Here is a 15,935-nt window from a genome sequence, read left to right as displayed (position 1 = left end):
TAACCACAGAGATCACAGAGCGCTGCGCTTACACAGAGGAAAAGATAGTTAAGATTTGGATGGCTTTTCTCTAGGCTCTCTGTGGTGCAATTTTTTTGCTTTTATATGCTTGGGCTTGTTGTGAGCCTCGATGGATTCCCGATAAGAGCACTCGGGAATGACGAACGTGGTTATCGTCATCCCTGCATGCTTGGATTTGATTTTTATATTTTCGATTATTTACTGTATCCTGTTTTGATAATCGTTCAGCTATTTGTAGTACATGCCTTACAAGTCTCAAACTCAACAAAATGTTCGTTATGGTGAAATCGTTAAAAGTGATTTTACTGCGCCTTGGTGGGCTAAAAATCGCCATGTGCAAACGCTCTATCCGCGACTAGCTCAAAAACGCCGAAAACTTGATTATCACATCGAAAAGTTACCTTTACCTGATGGTGATTTTGTTAATTTAGTGATGGCTGGCGATTTTGAAAAGGCCACTGGCATTATGGTGATGTTTCATGGCTTGGAAGGCTCAATTAAGTCTCATTATGCCAATGATATGGCGGCAAACTTTTTGGCGCAGGGTTATGCCGTAGTATTAATGCATTTTCGCGGTTGTGGTGGCGAGCACAATAATACCCATCGCGCTTATCATTCAGGCGAGACCCAAGATGCTTGGTTTTTATTAAACTGGCTTGAAAAGCGATACCCGCAAAAACGCAAGGCTGCAATAGGGTTTTCTTTAGGTGCAAATATGTTACTTAAACTCTTGAGCGAGCAGCCTTCCCAGAAGATAGTTCAAGCGGCTATTGCCGTGTCTACCCCCTTTAACTTAGCTGCATGCACCAAGAGTATTGGTCAAGGTTTTGCAAAAATCTATCAAGCTCATCTGATGAAAAGTTTAGTTACTAATATGCTGTTTAAAATGAAAAAAATGGACTTTAGCGGCCTACTAAAAGTCACTGACTCTCAGGTTAAACAATTTAAAAGCTTTCGTGAATTTGATGAACATGTCACCGCGCCCTTACACGGTTTTTTAGGTGCAGACGATTATTATCAAAAATGTAGCGCTCAGAGTTTCCTTAAAGAGATCTCCACTCCAACCTTAGTTTTACATGCCAAAGACGACCCATTTATGCACGAAAGTATCATTCCTAGCGCCGATGCTTTATCGTCAAAAGTATGTATCGAAGTAAGTGAAAACGGTGGCCATGTTGGCTTTATGCAAGGCACACCTTGGCGCCCCAGCATTTGGATGCAACAACGCGCTAATGACTTTTTTGCACCCTTTATGGCATGCAAGCCCAAGCAATTATCAAGCGATAGTCCATTATGATTATCCCCATTAACGACTTGGCTGAAGAGACTTTGCTTAATATTATTGAAGGCTTTGTACTACGTGAAGGCACAGAATATGGCGAGGCAGAGGTATCTTTACAAGATAAAGTACATCAGGTGTTAAGTCAGCTAAAAATGGGCGAGATACTCTTGGTTTATTCTGAATTGCATGAAACGGTAAATATTATACCCAAGCAGCAACTTGGGGAGTTTGAACAGTCAGAAAAACAAACTGACTAAGGCAAAAACACTCAGTGTTTTGCAAAGACCAAATTAAAGTTAACCGGTACGGTATAGCCAATAGAATCTAACCCTGCTATGGCAAGTAATGTGTCAATGCCTGTATCAAGACCAAAATCTACCGCCGAAATCAAGATAGGTTGAGTGCTTGTGGCCACAATGCCATCGTTAAGCTGTCGCGTAACTTGTACTGTTACATTAATCATTTTACTTTTACCTATAAGGCTTAGCTGCGCTGCAACTGTTATTAATTCAGAACTACCTATTGTTTGTTTTAGCACGCTGTTGGGTAATTGAGCCGTTAACTTAGCCACAGCAAAATCTTCTAGCAAAAACAGATTTTCACGCATACGGGTATCTCGAATTTCGATACCTGAATCGATACTGGCAAGATCAATCTCAAGCTGAAATTTACCCTCATGGCCAAATTCAGCTTTGAGTTTTGTAAATTGTTGCACTTCACTGATGTGTTGATTTTTGGTGGACACAAAACTCAGGCTAGACTCATCTTCAATTAAGGTCCAATGGGCTTTGGCAGATAAAGAAAAAACAATAAAGATACTGGATAATAGTGCAAATTTCATGGGCATTCCCTTTAGTTAAGTACCACAGTTAATTGAGCTGGTTGTTATTGCCATATTGGTGTTTCACAATACTTTGCCAATCAACGTTTTGATCACCCATAATAAAAAAGTCAGGATTGATCACACTTTCTCGCAAATTATAACTTAAAGGGGCGAAATCATGAGCCAGTATTTTTCCACCCGCTTCCACAACTATGCATTGTGATGCGCCTGTGTCCCATTCGCCGGTCACCCCAAAACGCAAAAACACATCGGCTTTGCCTTCGGCAATAAAACAGGCTTTGAGTGAACAACTACCGGCTGGTAGGGTCTGGTAGACACGATCTTTACTTAAGCTATTCATTACTTTTTCACGGGCTTGTCTACGGCTAATGGCAATAATCAAAGGGTCTTGGCTAGGCGCTTTTAATGGACGCACAAAAATTTGTTTGTGCTCCACTGGACATTCTTTAAATGCACCATTGCCTTTTAGAGCAGAATACAAAGTTTCGCCGGTTGGCCAATAAATCACTCCCATAATAGGCACATTGTTTTCAATCAGCGCGATATTCACCGCAAAATCTCCACTACGAGCGATAAATTCTTGGGTACCATCAATGGGGTCGATTAGCCAATAACGGTTCCAACTCTTACGCTCGTCTAAACGGCCAATCTCTGTCTCTTCAGACATTATAGGAATCTCTGGTGTGGCCTGATGTAACATCTCCATAATGACTTCATTGGCTTTGTAGTCAGCGCTAGTTACAGGGGATTCATCGTCTTTCTGAAAGCTGGTAAAATCACCGCTGTCGTATATTTCCAATACAACTTTACCTGCTTTAATTGCCGCCTTTTTTGCCAAATCAAAAAGTTGTTGTAGGTCTTCATTTGCCATTAGCGCGCCCCCTTCCATTTTTCAGCCAGTAACAAAGCAGCGATACACCTTGCCTCAACAAAATCCTCTTTAGCAAGTAAGGCATCAATCTCTCGTATCGACCATGTAACCACTTCAAGAGGCTCTGGTTCATCTCCTGGAAGTGCTTCTGGATATAAGTTTTCTGCGATAAAGATATTCATTTTGGCGTTAAAAAATCCCGGAGCCATATTTATGCTTTGCAAGGGATGTAATATTTTTGCACCAAATCCTACTTCTTCCTTTAACTCTCTATTGGCGGCGATTTCAGGTGACTCTCCGGGATCGATTAAACCTTTTGGAAAACCTAATTCATAGCTATGGGTGCCTGCAGCATATTCTCTAACCAACAAAAATTCATGTTCATTGACAAAAGGCACTATCATTACCGCCCCTCTGCCACTACCGGCCATGCGTTCAAAGATACGAGTTTCACCATTTGAAAACTCTAAACCAACTTGTTCGATCTTAAACAGGCCACTTTTAGCCACCACTTTGCGGGAGTGGATCTGAGGCAGTGATTTTGTATTGTCTGTGTTTCTCATGAATATTTCACGTTAATATAACTACCGATTAGCTGTGTTCAAACTCAAATGAACGTTAAATCGATGAATTTTAAAGTGTTTTAAATATACCTGTTAAATAGAGGACATGCCACTTGTCAAAGCTTGCTTGGAAAGATATTCACACCGTATTGCTCGATATGGACGGCACTTTGCTCGACTTACATTTCGACAATCATTTTTGGCTAGAGCATCTCCCCAAAAAGTTGGCTGAAAAACATGGTATATCCGTGTCTGCAGCCAAACAAAAAATGGCCATTGAGTATGAGCAGGTAGTTGGGACGCTAAGCTGGTATTGCTTAGATTATTGGGCAGAAAAACTGGATATTGACATTGTTGAGGCAAAGCGTGAAATTAATCATCTGATTAGCATCAGAGAAGACAGCCTGCCTTTTATCGATGCGTTAAAAGCCTCTGGGCGAGAGGTGATTTTAGTGACCAATGCCCATCCCGAGAGCTTGTCGCTAAAAGTAGAGCATACCCAGCTTGACCAACATATAGACCAACTGATCTCGACCCACGAGTTTGCGGTCACTAAAGAGTCGCAACTTTTGTGGCAAAAACTTCAAGAAAAACTTGGTTTTAACCCGCAACACACCCTGTTTGTAGACGACAGTTTAGGAATTTTACAAGCTGCGCAAGACTATGGCATTAAGCATTTATTGGCGGTGAGCAATCCTGATAGCCAACAGGCAGATAGAGAAATATCACAATTTCACGCTATCCAAGATTATCGATATTTATTAGATGAGATTAAGGCCAACCCTTTTGCTGGTTGAAATATAAAAAAACCAACCAACAAAAGTGATTATCTAGAATTCACGGTGATTAATTAAAATTTAATTGGGTAATAGCCGTTAGCGTCGGTTTTACCAAAAAATTGCGCCGCTTGGTGCACTTCTTTGGGAAGGTTAGCATTAGGCTTAAAGCGTCCTTCAACTTTAAAATTCAGATTGGCTGGTATCAAGGCTTTTGCAGTTAACCCAAAACTATTAGGCTGCTTTACATCGACAACGATATTACCTTTTTGACAACCTAAATCGGCATCAAAGTTACCTAAATCTATAGTTCCAGCTGTGCCAGTATAATTGGCATTTAGCCACTGTCCTTTACCTAAGGCAGTTTGACAACCCGCCTTATAACTTAACTCATTAAGTTGCACTTTAAGACGTCCACCAGCTTGTACGGGTACGGGCAGTGTTAACATGCTTACTACTAAATCTGTAGGTACGTAAGCCACAACGTCTTCTGCTTGTATGCCTTGAGATGAAACACTGACGTGTCCATTAGCTGATATTTGTTCAATATCCCTTACATTTCCGGCCTTAATGTCGGCGCTGACTTCTCCTATCAACAAAGGAAAAAACGACAGCTGCCAACTTAAATTACTAATAGGTAATCCATTGGCTTGAGCGCGTTGCATTTGACCATTCCAGATAGAACCTGAGATTCCACCGACATTAACCCCAGCTGGTAGCTGAATATTTGATATCACATGAACAGCAGGTAGTTTTGCTATCAAAAAAACAACATACACTAACAATCCTAAACTGCTCCATTTCAAAGCTGACTTCATAATTTTCCTAGCTTTAAACGACGAATTTTAACTTGTCCCGGCACATCAGATTCGGCAATGTCGATATCTAATATGCTCACCCCTGTCTTCTCTAAAGATTGCAACCAACTAAGCAAGTCATTAAAGGGAGCTTGATCAATCCATACTTGCAATTCATCCCCTTGAGGCTGCATTCTTGAAATAGCAATTTTCATACGACTAGCCGATTGGTTAACCGCTTGTGGCAAAGAGCCTGATAGTGACGTACTTGCGTTGCCACTACTGCGTAACTGCATCGCTCGGTTAGCATTTTTTTGGACCCAGACCAACAATTCAGTTTGATTTTTCACAGCCACTTTATCCCGTTCAAGGGAGGCATTAAGTGGTGACCAAATTCCCCAATAAAAAATTGCGAATAACACCAAAATCGCCGACAACATTATCAAACGTTGCTCTTGGCTACTTAGTTCTAAAAACATTTTCTTTAGTTTGTCCATATTAACTCCTGATCGTCAACGAGCCGATCACTTGATTATCTTCTTGGTTAATTGAACCTTGATCTACCGTAAACCCTTGGGCTTCAGCTTGACGTTTAAACTTATCTAAAGCATTAAAGTTAGTGGCCATGGCTTGAATCCGTAATTCGGCTCGCTTACTGTCAAAACGCAATGTTTGAGGTTTAACCTTCGACTCTGCAAAGGCGGGCTTAAGTTGATTCAACATCACCAATACTGATGTACTTGCACCGTTTTGATCTAAGGCTTTCATCTGCCTAGTCATGGTTGCCCTAAGGTCGCGGTATGCACCTGCATTAGGAAATGCTCGTTTATATTCATTTTTAACCTGAGCTTTTAAGTCCACCAGCTGATTTTGCAGTCGGTTTTGCTCTATGCTCTTATCAATCAAGCTAGTAAATAATGCAATCACGGCTAATATCGCGGCTAAACGCCACTTTTTCCATTCACCTGCAACCTTATTGCTGACTTTATACTTACCTTGTAGCAAGTTAAATTTTGCAGATTTCACACCTTGCGCCAGTACTTTCATAGGCAATTCTAGTGGCTGTACCGATACATCGATATTTTTTATACTTGCTAGGTCTGAGCCAGAGTAATCATTTACTACAAGTGCTTGGTCGTGTTGTTTTACATGTTGGCGCGCCAGGTGATCTATAGCTTGAACCAGCCAATCTCTTTCACCTTGTAATCCTGCCCAATTGTCTTTACGCACCAAGAGCTGTTGCCCGAGCTCCAATACAGACCAAGAATCTTCATCAGCCAAAGGCAAGGCTAAAACATCAGGTATAAGTTGATCACAGTCTAAGCCTGCATCCTCAATGATCGTTAGCCAGCTTTGTAACTTTTCTTTGTTCACAATAGCAACAGCTTGAAGATTACCTTCTTTGGGGCCTAGCGCGAAAAATTGCTGAGCAATATCACCACTTATTTCTTCTTCTAACATAAAAGGAATAGCGGCTAAGGCTTTGCGCCCGGCTTTAGGAGGCAACTCAACCCATTTCAGCAAAATGTCACTGGTAGGCACTAAGGCACAAATCGGCCTGCCACCCGCTCTGTCGGCTAAGGTAACTAATTGTTTTGCATCGGGTAATTCGCCCGATGCAATAATTTCGTCTTGTTGACTAGACCACACTATCCAATGAATCGCTTCATCTGCATTGGCGCCTAGGCGTACTACTAACTGTTCCATAAGGTTTAGGTACCTTGTTGCTTGTTATGGATTAAATAATTCAACTACTAAAAACCACTAAACTCACGTCGGATAATGCTGATTTTTTTATTGGAATCGACTTTAAACAACGTTTGCATCGCAAAAGTTGCATCATTGTACTTGGTCTTTGTATGCAAAATAAAATGTGATGTTTTGACATCAAACCAGTCTTTTTGCGCATTTTTAAGCTTTAATGCTTGGATACTAGGATCATCTAAAAATTCTTCAACTTTTTGGTAACCCTCAGCTCCACGATTAGCCAATATTGACTCTGCGTCTGAACGTGTTAGTCCAGTCGCGGCGGCAATAACCGCTGCGTTTTCTTCACTCACAGTATTGATATTAATTTTAAATAAGCTGTCATTGGGTAGTACACAGACTAATTTTAGTAATTCGTTTAACCAGGGTACTTCTACCCCTTTAACTAAACGTAGTTCGGATTTATGCACCATAAAGTTATTAGCGGCCACATAGGGAAACTGTAGACTTTCGTACTCACTGTCTTCAGCGCCATAATCTGTTGTTCTACTGTCGTTATCTAACCAGTCAACCAAGGAATCACGGAGTATATCAATATTATACCCAGGGATCGCGGGTTCCACTTCATCTAACAATCGCTTAAAGGCGAGTTTGCGAGCGGGTAACAAAGGATCATTGTTATTTGAATTGTTGTTATTGACACTTGGAGCAGGGCTATCTGGTTCGACCAACGCATTCAAGTTGAAACAGCTTTGCATATCCACTAACTGCGCCTGAATTCCGCCACCTTCAATAGGATAGGCAAATTCTTGATCCCACTGCTGATCAAGATGGATTACATCACCGTCATTATCAATTAATAGCTTTAAGGATTTTCGAGCATACTGCTCTGCTCCCATGGCATACCAGTAAGCTTGGTTATTTTCCTTTATATTAGAGGCGCGTTTAACTTGCAATTGCATACGGCCACCCATTTCGGTGGCAAGCACGCTAACTATGGCCACAATCAATAGCACTATAATGAGTGCCACGCCTTGTTGATTACGTTGTGAATTCATCATTCGCCGTTTGCCAACATAAATTCTCGGCGAATTTCACCAAAAGTTTGACTGACTAAAGTGACAGAAATGGCAATAGGCAACTTGGTACTAGCGTATTCATCTTGCCACTTTTTAGGCTCTTCTAGTTGCTCAACTTGGGTTAAGAAGCTCACGCGAAAATCTTTAATATCTGACAATAGAATTTTTACTTTAGGCTCGTAGCCGATGACGTTGTCGACATAATTGCCATACAAACGTTGCAGCTGCTCATCTTTCACACGATAACCCACAGCCTGTAAGGTACTACGGGGTAGCAACATTTGTGGATTATGCCAACCTCCCCTTACAAAGCCAAGGCCATCGGCATCACTATCGAGTACATCCACACCACCAGTGGTCACTGCGCTAACCAGCTCGCTGTTGACGCGCGCTGCTCGCGGCACAATCTGTGAAATATCTCGCTCTAGGGTGAGCATGGCTCGCTGTAATTCTTGCAATTTTGCAAAGCGTTGGGTTGATAACTCATCACTATTAATCACCGAGGTAAGCACCCCTGTACTGGCCAACCCAATAACAGTAAAAATGGCCATAGCCACTAGTATTTCTATTAGGGTAAACCCAAGACCTTGGGTAGTAGTTTGAGGTTTCATTATTTTGCTTGCTTGGCAATAAAGGTGCTGACCGATGTCACTGTTGTTTGTAGTTGCTCATCTAATCCAACAGAGACTTCTACTTGCACCATATCATTATCGCTGGTTTTTGTGACTTGCTGCCGCCAATACCATTTTCGGCCCGCCATTTCTTGTTCACCCTTTTTTTTATTTTTAACCGGCCAGGTGTTATCAATGTGCAGTTGGGTAAGGCGGTTATTAGCCACCCAAGTAGCAAAAGTGATATCTTCAATTTGACCTACACCAATTAAGTGCTCGCTTGCCGACTTCATAATGGCGGTACCGGTTACCGCAAAAATAAATAGCGCGACCATTACCTCGAGTAAGGTCATTCCGTGAAGATAGCGAGGATGTGCGAAATAGTGCTGGCTAGGGCGCATCTAATGGCCCTTCAGTCGTTAAAGGTGTACTGTCTTGACCGTTGACTCGGTAATAGGATGCTAAATCGTTACTAAACTCTGGCTCGTAAGCTAAGGTGATGGAAAACGGCGTGATTTCACCACTTGAAAAAATAAATATCTGCGGTGGATCGAGTTTTTTATCTTCCTCATTGCCTATTTCCACGCGATCATAAGATAATGACAATTCTTCATCAAAAGCATCGCTACTGAACAGGCTTTCTTCAGTTTCCCAAGGAAGGTCGGTTAAAGTTAGATCTAAGCTGAAATATTCCGGTAGGCGATGTTCTGAATAGGTATTATCTAATTCAAGCTTTTGCCATTCTTGTTCTTCATCTAGGTACATAAAGTAGTAACTGTTGTCTTCTTTATTGACCCGTAATCCCAGCTGCCTTTGGTTTAATACCGCATAGTCCGATGCCATATTAAATACCACTTGGATACGCTGACTTTGTTTTTTGAGGATATCTTGACCGCTTTCCCCAGAATAACTAAGCATTACGGCCCCCGTTGCCAATCCCATAATAAGCAGCACCACCATGATTTCAATCAAGGTAAAACCGCTTTTTTTGGAGAAGACTGGGTAACGAGTATTCATCTTATGTGGCGTTCAAATCAACTTAGTTTAAGTAGTCGTTGATATTCCAATTACCAATATCGTCTTCGGTGCCTGGTTCGCCATCTGGGCCATTAGAAAAAATATCAATCTGACCTTGTTCACCTGGATTAAGCAGCTGATAAGGGTTGTCCCAAGGATCGTTCGGTAGTCGAGTAATGTAGCCATTTTGCCTGTAGTTGCGCGGGATAGGATCCACTGTCGGCTCGTTTACCAAGGCATCTAAACCTTGTTCTGTGGTTGGAAACACATTGTTGCTTAATTTGTATTGAGTAAGGGCATTTTCTAAACTTTGGATATCAATGGCCGCAGTTTTAAGCTGGGCTTCTTCTTGATTACCTAAAATTTGCGGTGCAATCATGCCCGCCATAATACCAATAATCAGTAATACCACCATAACTTCAATAAGGGTAAAGCCGCTATTTTTACGAGAGGGATGTTGTTGTTTCATTAGATATTCACCATAGAATTTAAAGCTAAAATAGGTTGTATGATCGCCAAAACGATAAAGAGTACGACACTTGCCATAGTCACAATTAAAATGGGTTCGAATACTTTGAGCGACATACCCACTAAAGATTCAAATTGTCTGTCCTGATTATCGGCGGCGCGGGCTAACATTTGTTGTAATTCGCCACTGCGTTCGCCCGATGCAATCATATGCATCATCATAGGAGGGAACATTTTAGTTTGCTCCAGAGATGCTCGCAAACTAGAGCCTTCTTTTACAAATCCCGCGGCCGTTTTAACGGCTTCTCTTATTTGTAGATTCTCAAGTACTTCACTGGCAATACGCATACTTTCCAATAGTGGCACTGAGCTTGAAGTTAAAATACTAAGTGTTCGGGCAAACCTTGCGGTGTTTAGGCCTTTGGACAATTTACCAATTAGGGGAAGGTCTAGAATTAGTTTGTGATAGCGCTTTTTCATTGCAGGCTTTTGTAGCATGCTATTGATTATCACTGTAATAGTCATTATTACCACGGCTAAGGCTAAACCATAGGCTCGTAAAAACTCACTCATATCAATTAATATTTGAGTGATAGTGGGCAACTCCTGCCCCATATTTTGAAATTGCCCTACAATTTTAGGTACCACCACAGTCAGTAGTAATATCACTATGGCAAAGGCAAAAAACATCATAATGCTTGGGTAAACCATAGCTTGGGTAATTTGGCTTTTGGTTTGCTGACGCTTTTCGGTGTAATCGGCCAAACGGTTAAGTACGGTATCCAGATGCCCAGATTTTTCACCTGCCGCCACCATTGCCCGAAACAAATCATCAAATACATGGGGAAACTCTGCCATGGCATCGGCGAGCGTATGGCCTTCCACCACCTTACTACGCACCGCTCGCATCATGTTTTTTTGACGCGGTTTTTCGCATTGCTCGGCTACCGCCAGCAAGGCCTCTTCAATAGGTAATGACGCTTCAACTAGAGTTGATAGTTGCCGAGTAAGCAGCGATAAATCGGCGGCAGATATGGTGTTTTTAAATAAGGTAAAACCGGCTTGAGACTTCCGTTCCTTTTCAGCCACTTGGTCAACTTGCATGGGTATTAACCCTTTCTCACGCAATTGCTGACGTATTTGCCTAGGGTTATCTCCCTCTAACACTCCGTTTTTATTTTTGCCACCTTTGTCCATGGCCTGATATGCATAAGCCGCCATTTAATCTTCCCTTGTGACTCGCAACACTTCTTCGAGTGAAGTGAGACCCAACAACACTTTGTCACAGCCATCATCTCGAATACTCGGGGTGTTTTGGCGAATATACTTTTCGATGGCTTGTTCGCCGTGGCCATTATGGATAAGCTCTCGAATGCCTTCGTCGACCACTAATAATTCGTGAATACCTGTTCTGCCACGATAACCCGTTTGATTACATGCGGCACAACCTTTTGGCGCCTGAATAGCATGATCTGCAACATCTTCGGCCTTAATGCCTAAAATACTGCACTCTTGTTCACTTGGTATATGCGGAACTTTACAGTCTGGGCACAAAGTACGCACCAGTCGTTGCGATAATACCGCTAATAAACTTGAGGATAATAAAAAGGGTTCGATACCCATATCTTCCAAGCGAGTAATGGCTCCAGCGGCGGTGTTAGTGTGCAAGGTAGACATCACTAGGTGACCGGTTAAACTGGCTTGCACACTGATTTGCGCTGTTTCCAGATCTCGAATTTCACCCACCATCACTACATCAGGATCTTGACGTAATATAGCCCGTAAGCCGCGGGCGAAGGTCATATCAACTTTGTCGTTTACTTGGGTTTGACCTATACCTTGCAAATCAAATTCGATGGGATCTTCAACCGTTAAAATATTGCGGTCTTTAGAGTTGATTTCGCTCAAACCTGCGTACAAGGTTGTGGATTTACCCGAACCTGTAGGGCCGGTAACCAAAATAATACCATGGGGTTTATGCACTAAGCTGGAAAAGAAGCCCCGATTGGTTTTGGTCATACCTAAATCAACAAGATTCAAGCGCACGTTGTTTTTATCGAGTAAACGTAATACTACCCGCTCACCGTGGCTCGACGGCATAGTCGATACCCTTACATCTACCGCTCGACCTGCTATTCGCAAAGTAATACGGCCATCTTGGGGTACCCGTTTTTCTGCTATGTCCATTTTCGACATAACTTTGATACGAGATACCAACATCGAGGCCATCTTACGATTAGGACGTAAAATTTCTCGCAATACGCCGTCTACTCTAAAACGCACCAAGAGCTGCGATTCAAAGGTTTCGATATGAATATCAGATGCGCCTTCTTTGATGGCTTCACCTAACATGGCATTAATCAGTTTGATAATAGGCGCGTCGTCTTCGCTTTCGAGCAAGTCTTCGGTATCAGGTAGTTCTTCGGCAAGACTAAACAGGTCACTTTCGTTGCCTATGTCTTCCATTAATTGCTTGGCTGCCGATGAATCTCGTTGAAAGGCATTGGTTAATATGGACTCAAACTTATCGAGCTCGATTTCTTGTAGCTGAAATTCAGCTCCCAAGAAACGTCTAACCTCAGCAAACACTTGAAATTCAGTATCTTGGGTATGATACAAAATGGCCGGCGTAACACCTGTGTCCAGCAGCACTTGATGGCGCTTGGCAAAACTAAAGGCAAGTTGCTTGTGTTCAGGCTCATCGACTGGAGTGTCGAGATCGGTGCCAGATTCAAGCAATGCCTGTTCTTCAGCTTCTGCGACGCTTATTTGTGAAGCTGACATAACTAGTCGTTACCTTCTTTCTTTTCTTTTTCGATATAATCTTCAAATGAAGGAGGTAGGCTTAAAGACTCATCCCACTCTGGCAAAGACGGCCCTTCAGAGAAAGGCATCAAGGGAATACCTTGAGACTGACGCTTAAGCTGTTCAGCACGAATATATTGATACTTTTTCTGACTTATCTCATTCATGGTCACGCCATCACGAATAATAGTGGGGCGAATAAATACCATCAGGTTACGTTTTCGCACGCTAGTCGAGGTGGACTTAAACAAGTGTCCTATGAGTGGGATATCGCCTAATAATGGCACTTTAGAAACACTTTCTTGCACATCTTCATCAATCAATCCGCCCAGCACAATAGTGCCGCCATCATCGACTATTACAGAGGTTTTTATTTCACGCTTATTGATAAGAATATCCACAGAGGTAGCACCACTGACGCTCGATACCTCTTGCTCTATCAACAGCTGTACCGCGTCACCTTCATTAATTTGTGGTGTGACTTTTAACTTGATACCCACTTCTTGACGCTCAACCGAGGTAAAAGGATTTGAGTTACTCGAACCTGTGGTAGAACCCGTGATAATAGGCACTTCTTGACCCACAATGAAAAAGGCTTCCTCATTGTCCATAGTCGTTAGGTGAGGCGTAGCCAGAATATTGGAATTGGTATCGGTACTGACCGCTTGTAGTACTGCACCCCAACCGTCTTTCACGCCTCCAAGTAAGAAGCCATTTACACCACCTAACAAAGCACCAAGGGTACTTAAATCACCAAGCTGAGTTTTTTCGGTTGGCACTACCACAGTGTCACCGTTAGACGTGGTAGTTATGGTATCGACAATGGTTTTATCTTCTGCTTGATTAACCCCAACAGCAAGAGAACCAATGCCTACTACACCATTAGTAAACTGGGTGCCACCGCCTTTTTCGTTGGCCCATTGTACCCCTAAGGTTGTGCCGTCACCTTCAAATACTTCTACCACTATGGCTTCAACTTGTACTTGTGCGCGGCGCACATCTAACTTGCGGATCACGTCTTCGAGTGAGCGCATCATATCGGGCTCTGCGGTTATCACTAAGGCGTTTGAGTCTTGATGAGCATCAATACTGATATCACGGCTTTTGGTTTGACGATTCTTAGCCGCACCTTGCGTTTCGGCTGCAAGGCTGGCACTGACCCCTTGCAAGACTTTGACTAAATCTTCTGATTTAGCATAATTCAAAAAGATAACACGGGTATTACCGTTAGATTCTAGCTCAGAGTCCATGCGCTCTATTAAATTAACCAAACGCTTACGGGCCTTAATATCTCCGCTAACAATAACACTGTTGGTTCTGTCATCGGCAACCACTCTAGGGGCTGATTTACCTGCCGCATTGGCTTTGCCACCTTGAGATTTATTGATACTTTCAACAATTCGCACCAGTTCAGTGGCTGATGCAAATTTTAATTTTACGATTTCGACTTCTTCGTCACCGGCCTTATCAACCCGTTCGATTATTTCTACTAAACGATTAACCACAGCGGCGCGGCCAGTAAGCATCATCACATTAGAGGCATCATGGCTAACAACATTTCCACCACCAGCTGTGTCGTTAAGCTGACGCAGTAAAGGAGCAAGCTCTCTTACTGGAACGTTATACACAGGCATCACGCGGGTGATCATCTCATCACCGTCAAAAGGATTACCTTCAACCACTGGAATATTTGAGGCCTTAGCATCTTTAGAACGGATAACCTTAATCACACCACTAGGCATAGTCACTGCTGAATATCCGTAAACTTGTAGCACGTTCAGGAAAAACTGGTAGTACTGCTCTTCGTTTAATAAATCATAGCTACGTACAGTTATTTTACCCCGCACATTAGGATCAACAATAATGGTCTTTTCTAAGTTTTTACCCACTATATTGATAAATTCACCGATTTCAGTATTTTTGAAATTTGGAGAATAATCCGCTGCGGCTACTAGGCTCGAAACAGCAAAAAGCGCACTTCCAATAGCTAGGAATAGTCCTTTAATTACATTGGAGTGATTGCGTGACGTACAGATCATGTTTCTGGTTCCTCTTCCCCTTTGGGTAGATCAAGGTAAATAGTAATAAGTTCATCTTTGCGTTGAACAGACATTTGCAAAGATTGCATTTCTTTGAACATATTCATCGCTTCTAATGCTTGTTGTATATTGGTTAAATCTAAACCGTTAACTTCGGTGATTACATCACCGGATTTTAGCCCTGCGGCATTAAACAACGCTGGATTTTTTCCTGGTCTCACACGGTAGCCTGCCAATTCACCACTAGGGCGATGTGGCGATATAGCAATGTAGTCAGCAAAATTAGTTGGTTGGCTTTGTAAGTCTCGACTAGCTTGGGCAGCAGCATCTGATAACGTTCTTCGCTCCGAATTACTATTGCTAGCCTGAATGGGTGCAACAGGCGCTTCGCTTGGTTGACTAACTACTTTGACTACATTTTTTTTGTATTCCACCCCATCTAACATCAAAGTTTCATTAGATAGACCATTTTTGATAATCACGCGGTCCGAATACACTTCTTTTAATACTGCATTAGTACCGTCGATTTTTTCGCCCACACCATAAGTCTGCTGCAGCTTTTGATTTTCGATAATCGCTGCTCCTTGATCTTTAGTCGAGCTGGCGACAACCCCTGTTAAGGTCAAACTTAAACGAGTAACAGGCGCATCAATAACGGCACTTTCTTCAACTACAATAGGCTTGGCATTATAATCACCAAACAAATTAAGACGCTTAAGATCAGCCAAATTTAGGCTGCTATTGGTATTTTTTGATGTAATCGGCTGCGCCCTAAAGATATTCTCTACTTTATTATTTCCAGCAGGTTGTGGCCATAAACGCCAGGTGAGTTCAGCTGCATAAGAAAGCAGAAAGATAGCCAATAGCACAACCAGCAAAAAATTTACTTTCTGTTGGTTTTTGACTAATTGGAGCCATAATTGATTAGCGGTATGATTAACGACTGTCATTGTCTCTCGGTGGGATGTATAAAGCCTAACTTGCCAATGATAACGAGTAGGCGCTAGTGGAACAACCTTAATTCGTCGATCGTTACAAAAAGATACAAATTTAAA

General features: G+C 42.2%; 18 protein-coding genes. 3 read left to right on the top strand and 15 right to left on the bottom strand.

Translation table 11 applies throughout. From position 1 onward, the window contains the following. Positions 1 to 262: 262 nt before the first annotated feature. Both Q0688_RS01410 and Q0688_RS01405 read left to right on the top strand, forming a co-directional pair. Positions 263 to 1,318 carry a hydrolase gene (locus Q0688_RS01410; RefSeq protein ID WP_299072146.1) on the top strand — a complete coding sequence of 352 codons (1,056 nt, stop codon included), beginning with the start codon at positions 263 to 265 and terminating at the stop codon, positions 1,316 to 1,318. Beyond that, positions 1,315 to 1,560 carry a YheU family protein gene (locus tag Q0688_RS01405; protein WP_299072143.1) on the top strand — a complete coding sequence of 82 codons (246 nt, stop codon included), beginning with the start codon at positions 1,315 to 1,317 and terminating at the stop codon, positions 1,558 to 1,560. Before Q0688_RS01410 ends, Q0688_RS01405 begins: the two co-directional genes overlap by 4 nt. 11 nt (positions 1,561 to 1,571) lie before the next feature. Here Q0688_RS01405 and Q0688_RS01400 read toward each other — a convergent pair whose 3' ends face one another. The 3 genes from Q0688_RS01400 to nudE are packed head-to-tail and all read right to left on the bottom strand — an operon-like array spanning position 1,572 to position 3,581. After that, positions 1,572 to 2,144, bottom strand: a complete 573-nt coding sequence (locus Q0688_RS01400) for a YceI family protein (protein WP_299072140.1) — start codon at positions 2,142 to 2,144, stop codon at positions 1,572 to 1,574. Positions 2,145 to 2,172: 28 nt separating this feature from the next. Continuing rightward, entirely contained in the window at positions 2,173 to 3,018 is an 846-nt protein-coding gene (gene cysQ / locus Q0688_RS01395) for a 3'(2'),5'-bisphosphate nucleotidase CysQ (protein WP_299072137.1), read from the bottom strand. Next, positions 3,018 to 3,581, bottom strand: coding sequence for an ADP compounds hydrolase NudE (gene nudE, locus Q0688_RS01390; protein ID WP_299072134.1), 564 nt, complete (start codon positions 3,579 to 3,581; stop codon positions 3,018 to 3,020). The genes cysQ and nudE overlap by 1 nt, the downstream gene beginning before the upstream one ends. Before the next feature lie 113 nt (positions 3,582 to 3,694). Here nudE and yrfG point away from each other — a divergent pair, with 113 nt between their 5' ends. Further along, positions 3,695 to 4,378, top strand: a complete 684-nt coding sequence (yrfG, locus tag Q0688_RS01385) for a GMP/IMP nucleotidase (RefSeq protein ID WP_299072133.1) — start codon at positions 3,695 to 3,697, stop codon at positions 4,376 to 4,378. A 53-nt stretch (positions 4,379 to 4,431) separates the two neighbouring features. Here yrfG and Q0688_RS01380 read toward each other — a convergent pair whose 3' ends face one another. From Q0688_RS01380 to gspC, 12 genes are read right to left on the bottom strand one after another with little or no spacing between them, the layout of a single operon-like run. Further along, the gene (locus Q0688_RS01380; protein WP_299072130.1) at positions 4,432 to 5,175 is read right to left on the bottom strand and encodes a type II secretion system protein N; all 744 of its coding nucleotides are present in this window, start codon (positions 5,173 to 5,175) and stop codon (positions 4,432 to 4,434) included. Further along, positions 5,172 to 5,651 carry a type II secretion system protein M gene (gene gspM / locus Q0688_RS01375; RefSeq protein ID WP_299072128.1) on the bottom strand — a complete coding sequence of 160 codons (480 nt, stop codon included), beginning with the start codon at positions 5,649 to 5,651 and terminating at the stop codon, positions 5,172 to 5,174. The genes Q0688_RS01380 and gspM overlap by 4 nt, the downstream gene beginning before the upstream one ends. Position 5,652: 1 nt before the next feature. Further along, entirely contained in the window at positions 5,653 to 6,861 is a 1,209-nt protein-coding gene (gene gspL, locus Q0688_RS01370; RefSeq protein WP_299072127.1) for a type II secretion system protein GspL, read from the bottom strand. 47 nt (positions 6,862 to 6,908) lie between these two features. After that, positions 6,909 to 7,922, bottom strand: a complete 1,014-nt coding sequence (gspK, locus tag Q0688_RS01365; protein ID WP_299072126.1) for a type II secretion system minor pseudopilin GspK — start codon at positions 7,920 to 7,922, stop codon at positions 6,909 to 6,911. Then, positions 7,919 to 8,551: a type II secretion system minor pseudopilin GspJ gene (gene gspJ, locus Q0688_RS01360; RefSeq protein WP_299072123.1), complete on the bottom strand. Its 633-nt coding sequence runs from the start codon at positions 8,549 to 8,551 to the stop codon at positions 7,919 to 7,921. Before gspJ ends, gspK begins: the two co-directional genes overlap by 4 nt. Beyond that, the gene (gene gspI, locus Q0688_RS01355) at positions 8,551 to 8,952 is read right to left on the bottom strand and encodes a type II secretion system minor pseudopilin GspI (protein WP_299072121.1); all 402 of its coding nucleotides are present in this window, start codon (positions 8,950 to 8,952) and stop codon (positions 8,551 to 8,553) included. Before gspI ends, gspJ begins: the two co-directional genes overlap by 1 nt. Then, positions 8,942 to 9,568, bottom strand: coding sequence for a type II secretion system minor pseudopilin GspH (gene gspH / locus Q0688_RS01350; RefSeq protein WP_299072118.1), 627 nt, complete (start codon positions 9,566 to 9,568; stop codon positions 8,942 to 8,944). The genes gspI and gspH overlap by 11 nt, the downstream gene beginning before the upstream one ends. Positions 9,569 to 9,590: 22 nt before the next feature. Continuing rightward, the gene (gspG, locus tag Q0688_RS01345) at positions 9,591 to 10,037 is read right to left on the bottom strand and encodes a type II secretion system major pseudopilin GspG (RefSeq protein ID WP_299072116.1); all 447 of its coding nucleotides are present in this window, start codon (positions 10,035 to 10,037) and stop codon (positions 9,591 to 9,593) included. Continuing rightward, on the bottom strand, positions 10,037 to 11,257 hold the full coding sequence (gene gspF, locus Q0688_RS01340) for a type II secretion system inner membrane protein GspF (RefSeq protein ID WP_299072114.1): 1,221 nt from the start codon (positions 11,255 to 11,257) through the stop codon (positions 10,037 to 10,039). The genes gspG and gspF overlap by 1 nt, the downstream gene beginning before the upstream one ends. Next, a complete protein-coding gene (gene gspE, locus Q0688_RS01335) occupies positions 11,258 to 12,820 on the bottom strand; it encodes a type II secretion system ATPase GspE (RefSeq protein WP_299072112.1) in 1,563 nt (520 codons plus the stop codon). A gap of 2 nt (positions 12,821 to 12,822) precedes the next feature. Further along, the gene (gspD, locus tag Q0688_RS01330; RefSeq protein WP_299072110.1) at positions 12,823 to 14,880 is read right to left on the bottom strand and encodes a type II secretion system secretin GspD; all 2,058 of its coding nucleotides are present in this window, start codon (positions 14,878 to 14,880) and stop codon (positions 12,823 to 12,825) included. Beyond that, complete coding sequence (gene gspC / locus Q0688_RS01325; protein ID WP_299072108.1) at positions 14,877 to 15,830, bottom strand: type II secretion system protein GspC; 954 nt, start codon at positions 15,828 to 15,830, stop codon at positions 14,877 to 14,879. Before gspC ends, gspD begins: the two co-directional genes overlap by 4 nt. Between the last annotated feature and the right edge of the window lie 105 nt (positions 15,831 to 15,935).

Source organism: uncultured Paraglaciecola sp. (assembly GCF_937123705.1).
Classification (GTDB): Bacteria; Pseudomonadota; Gammaproteobacteria; order Enterobacterales; family Alteromonadaceae; genus Paraglaciecola.
This window is presented reverse-complemented; position numbering and strand designations above follow the sequence as displayed.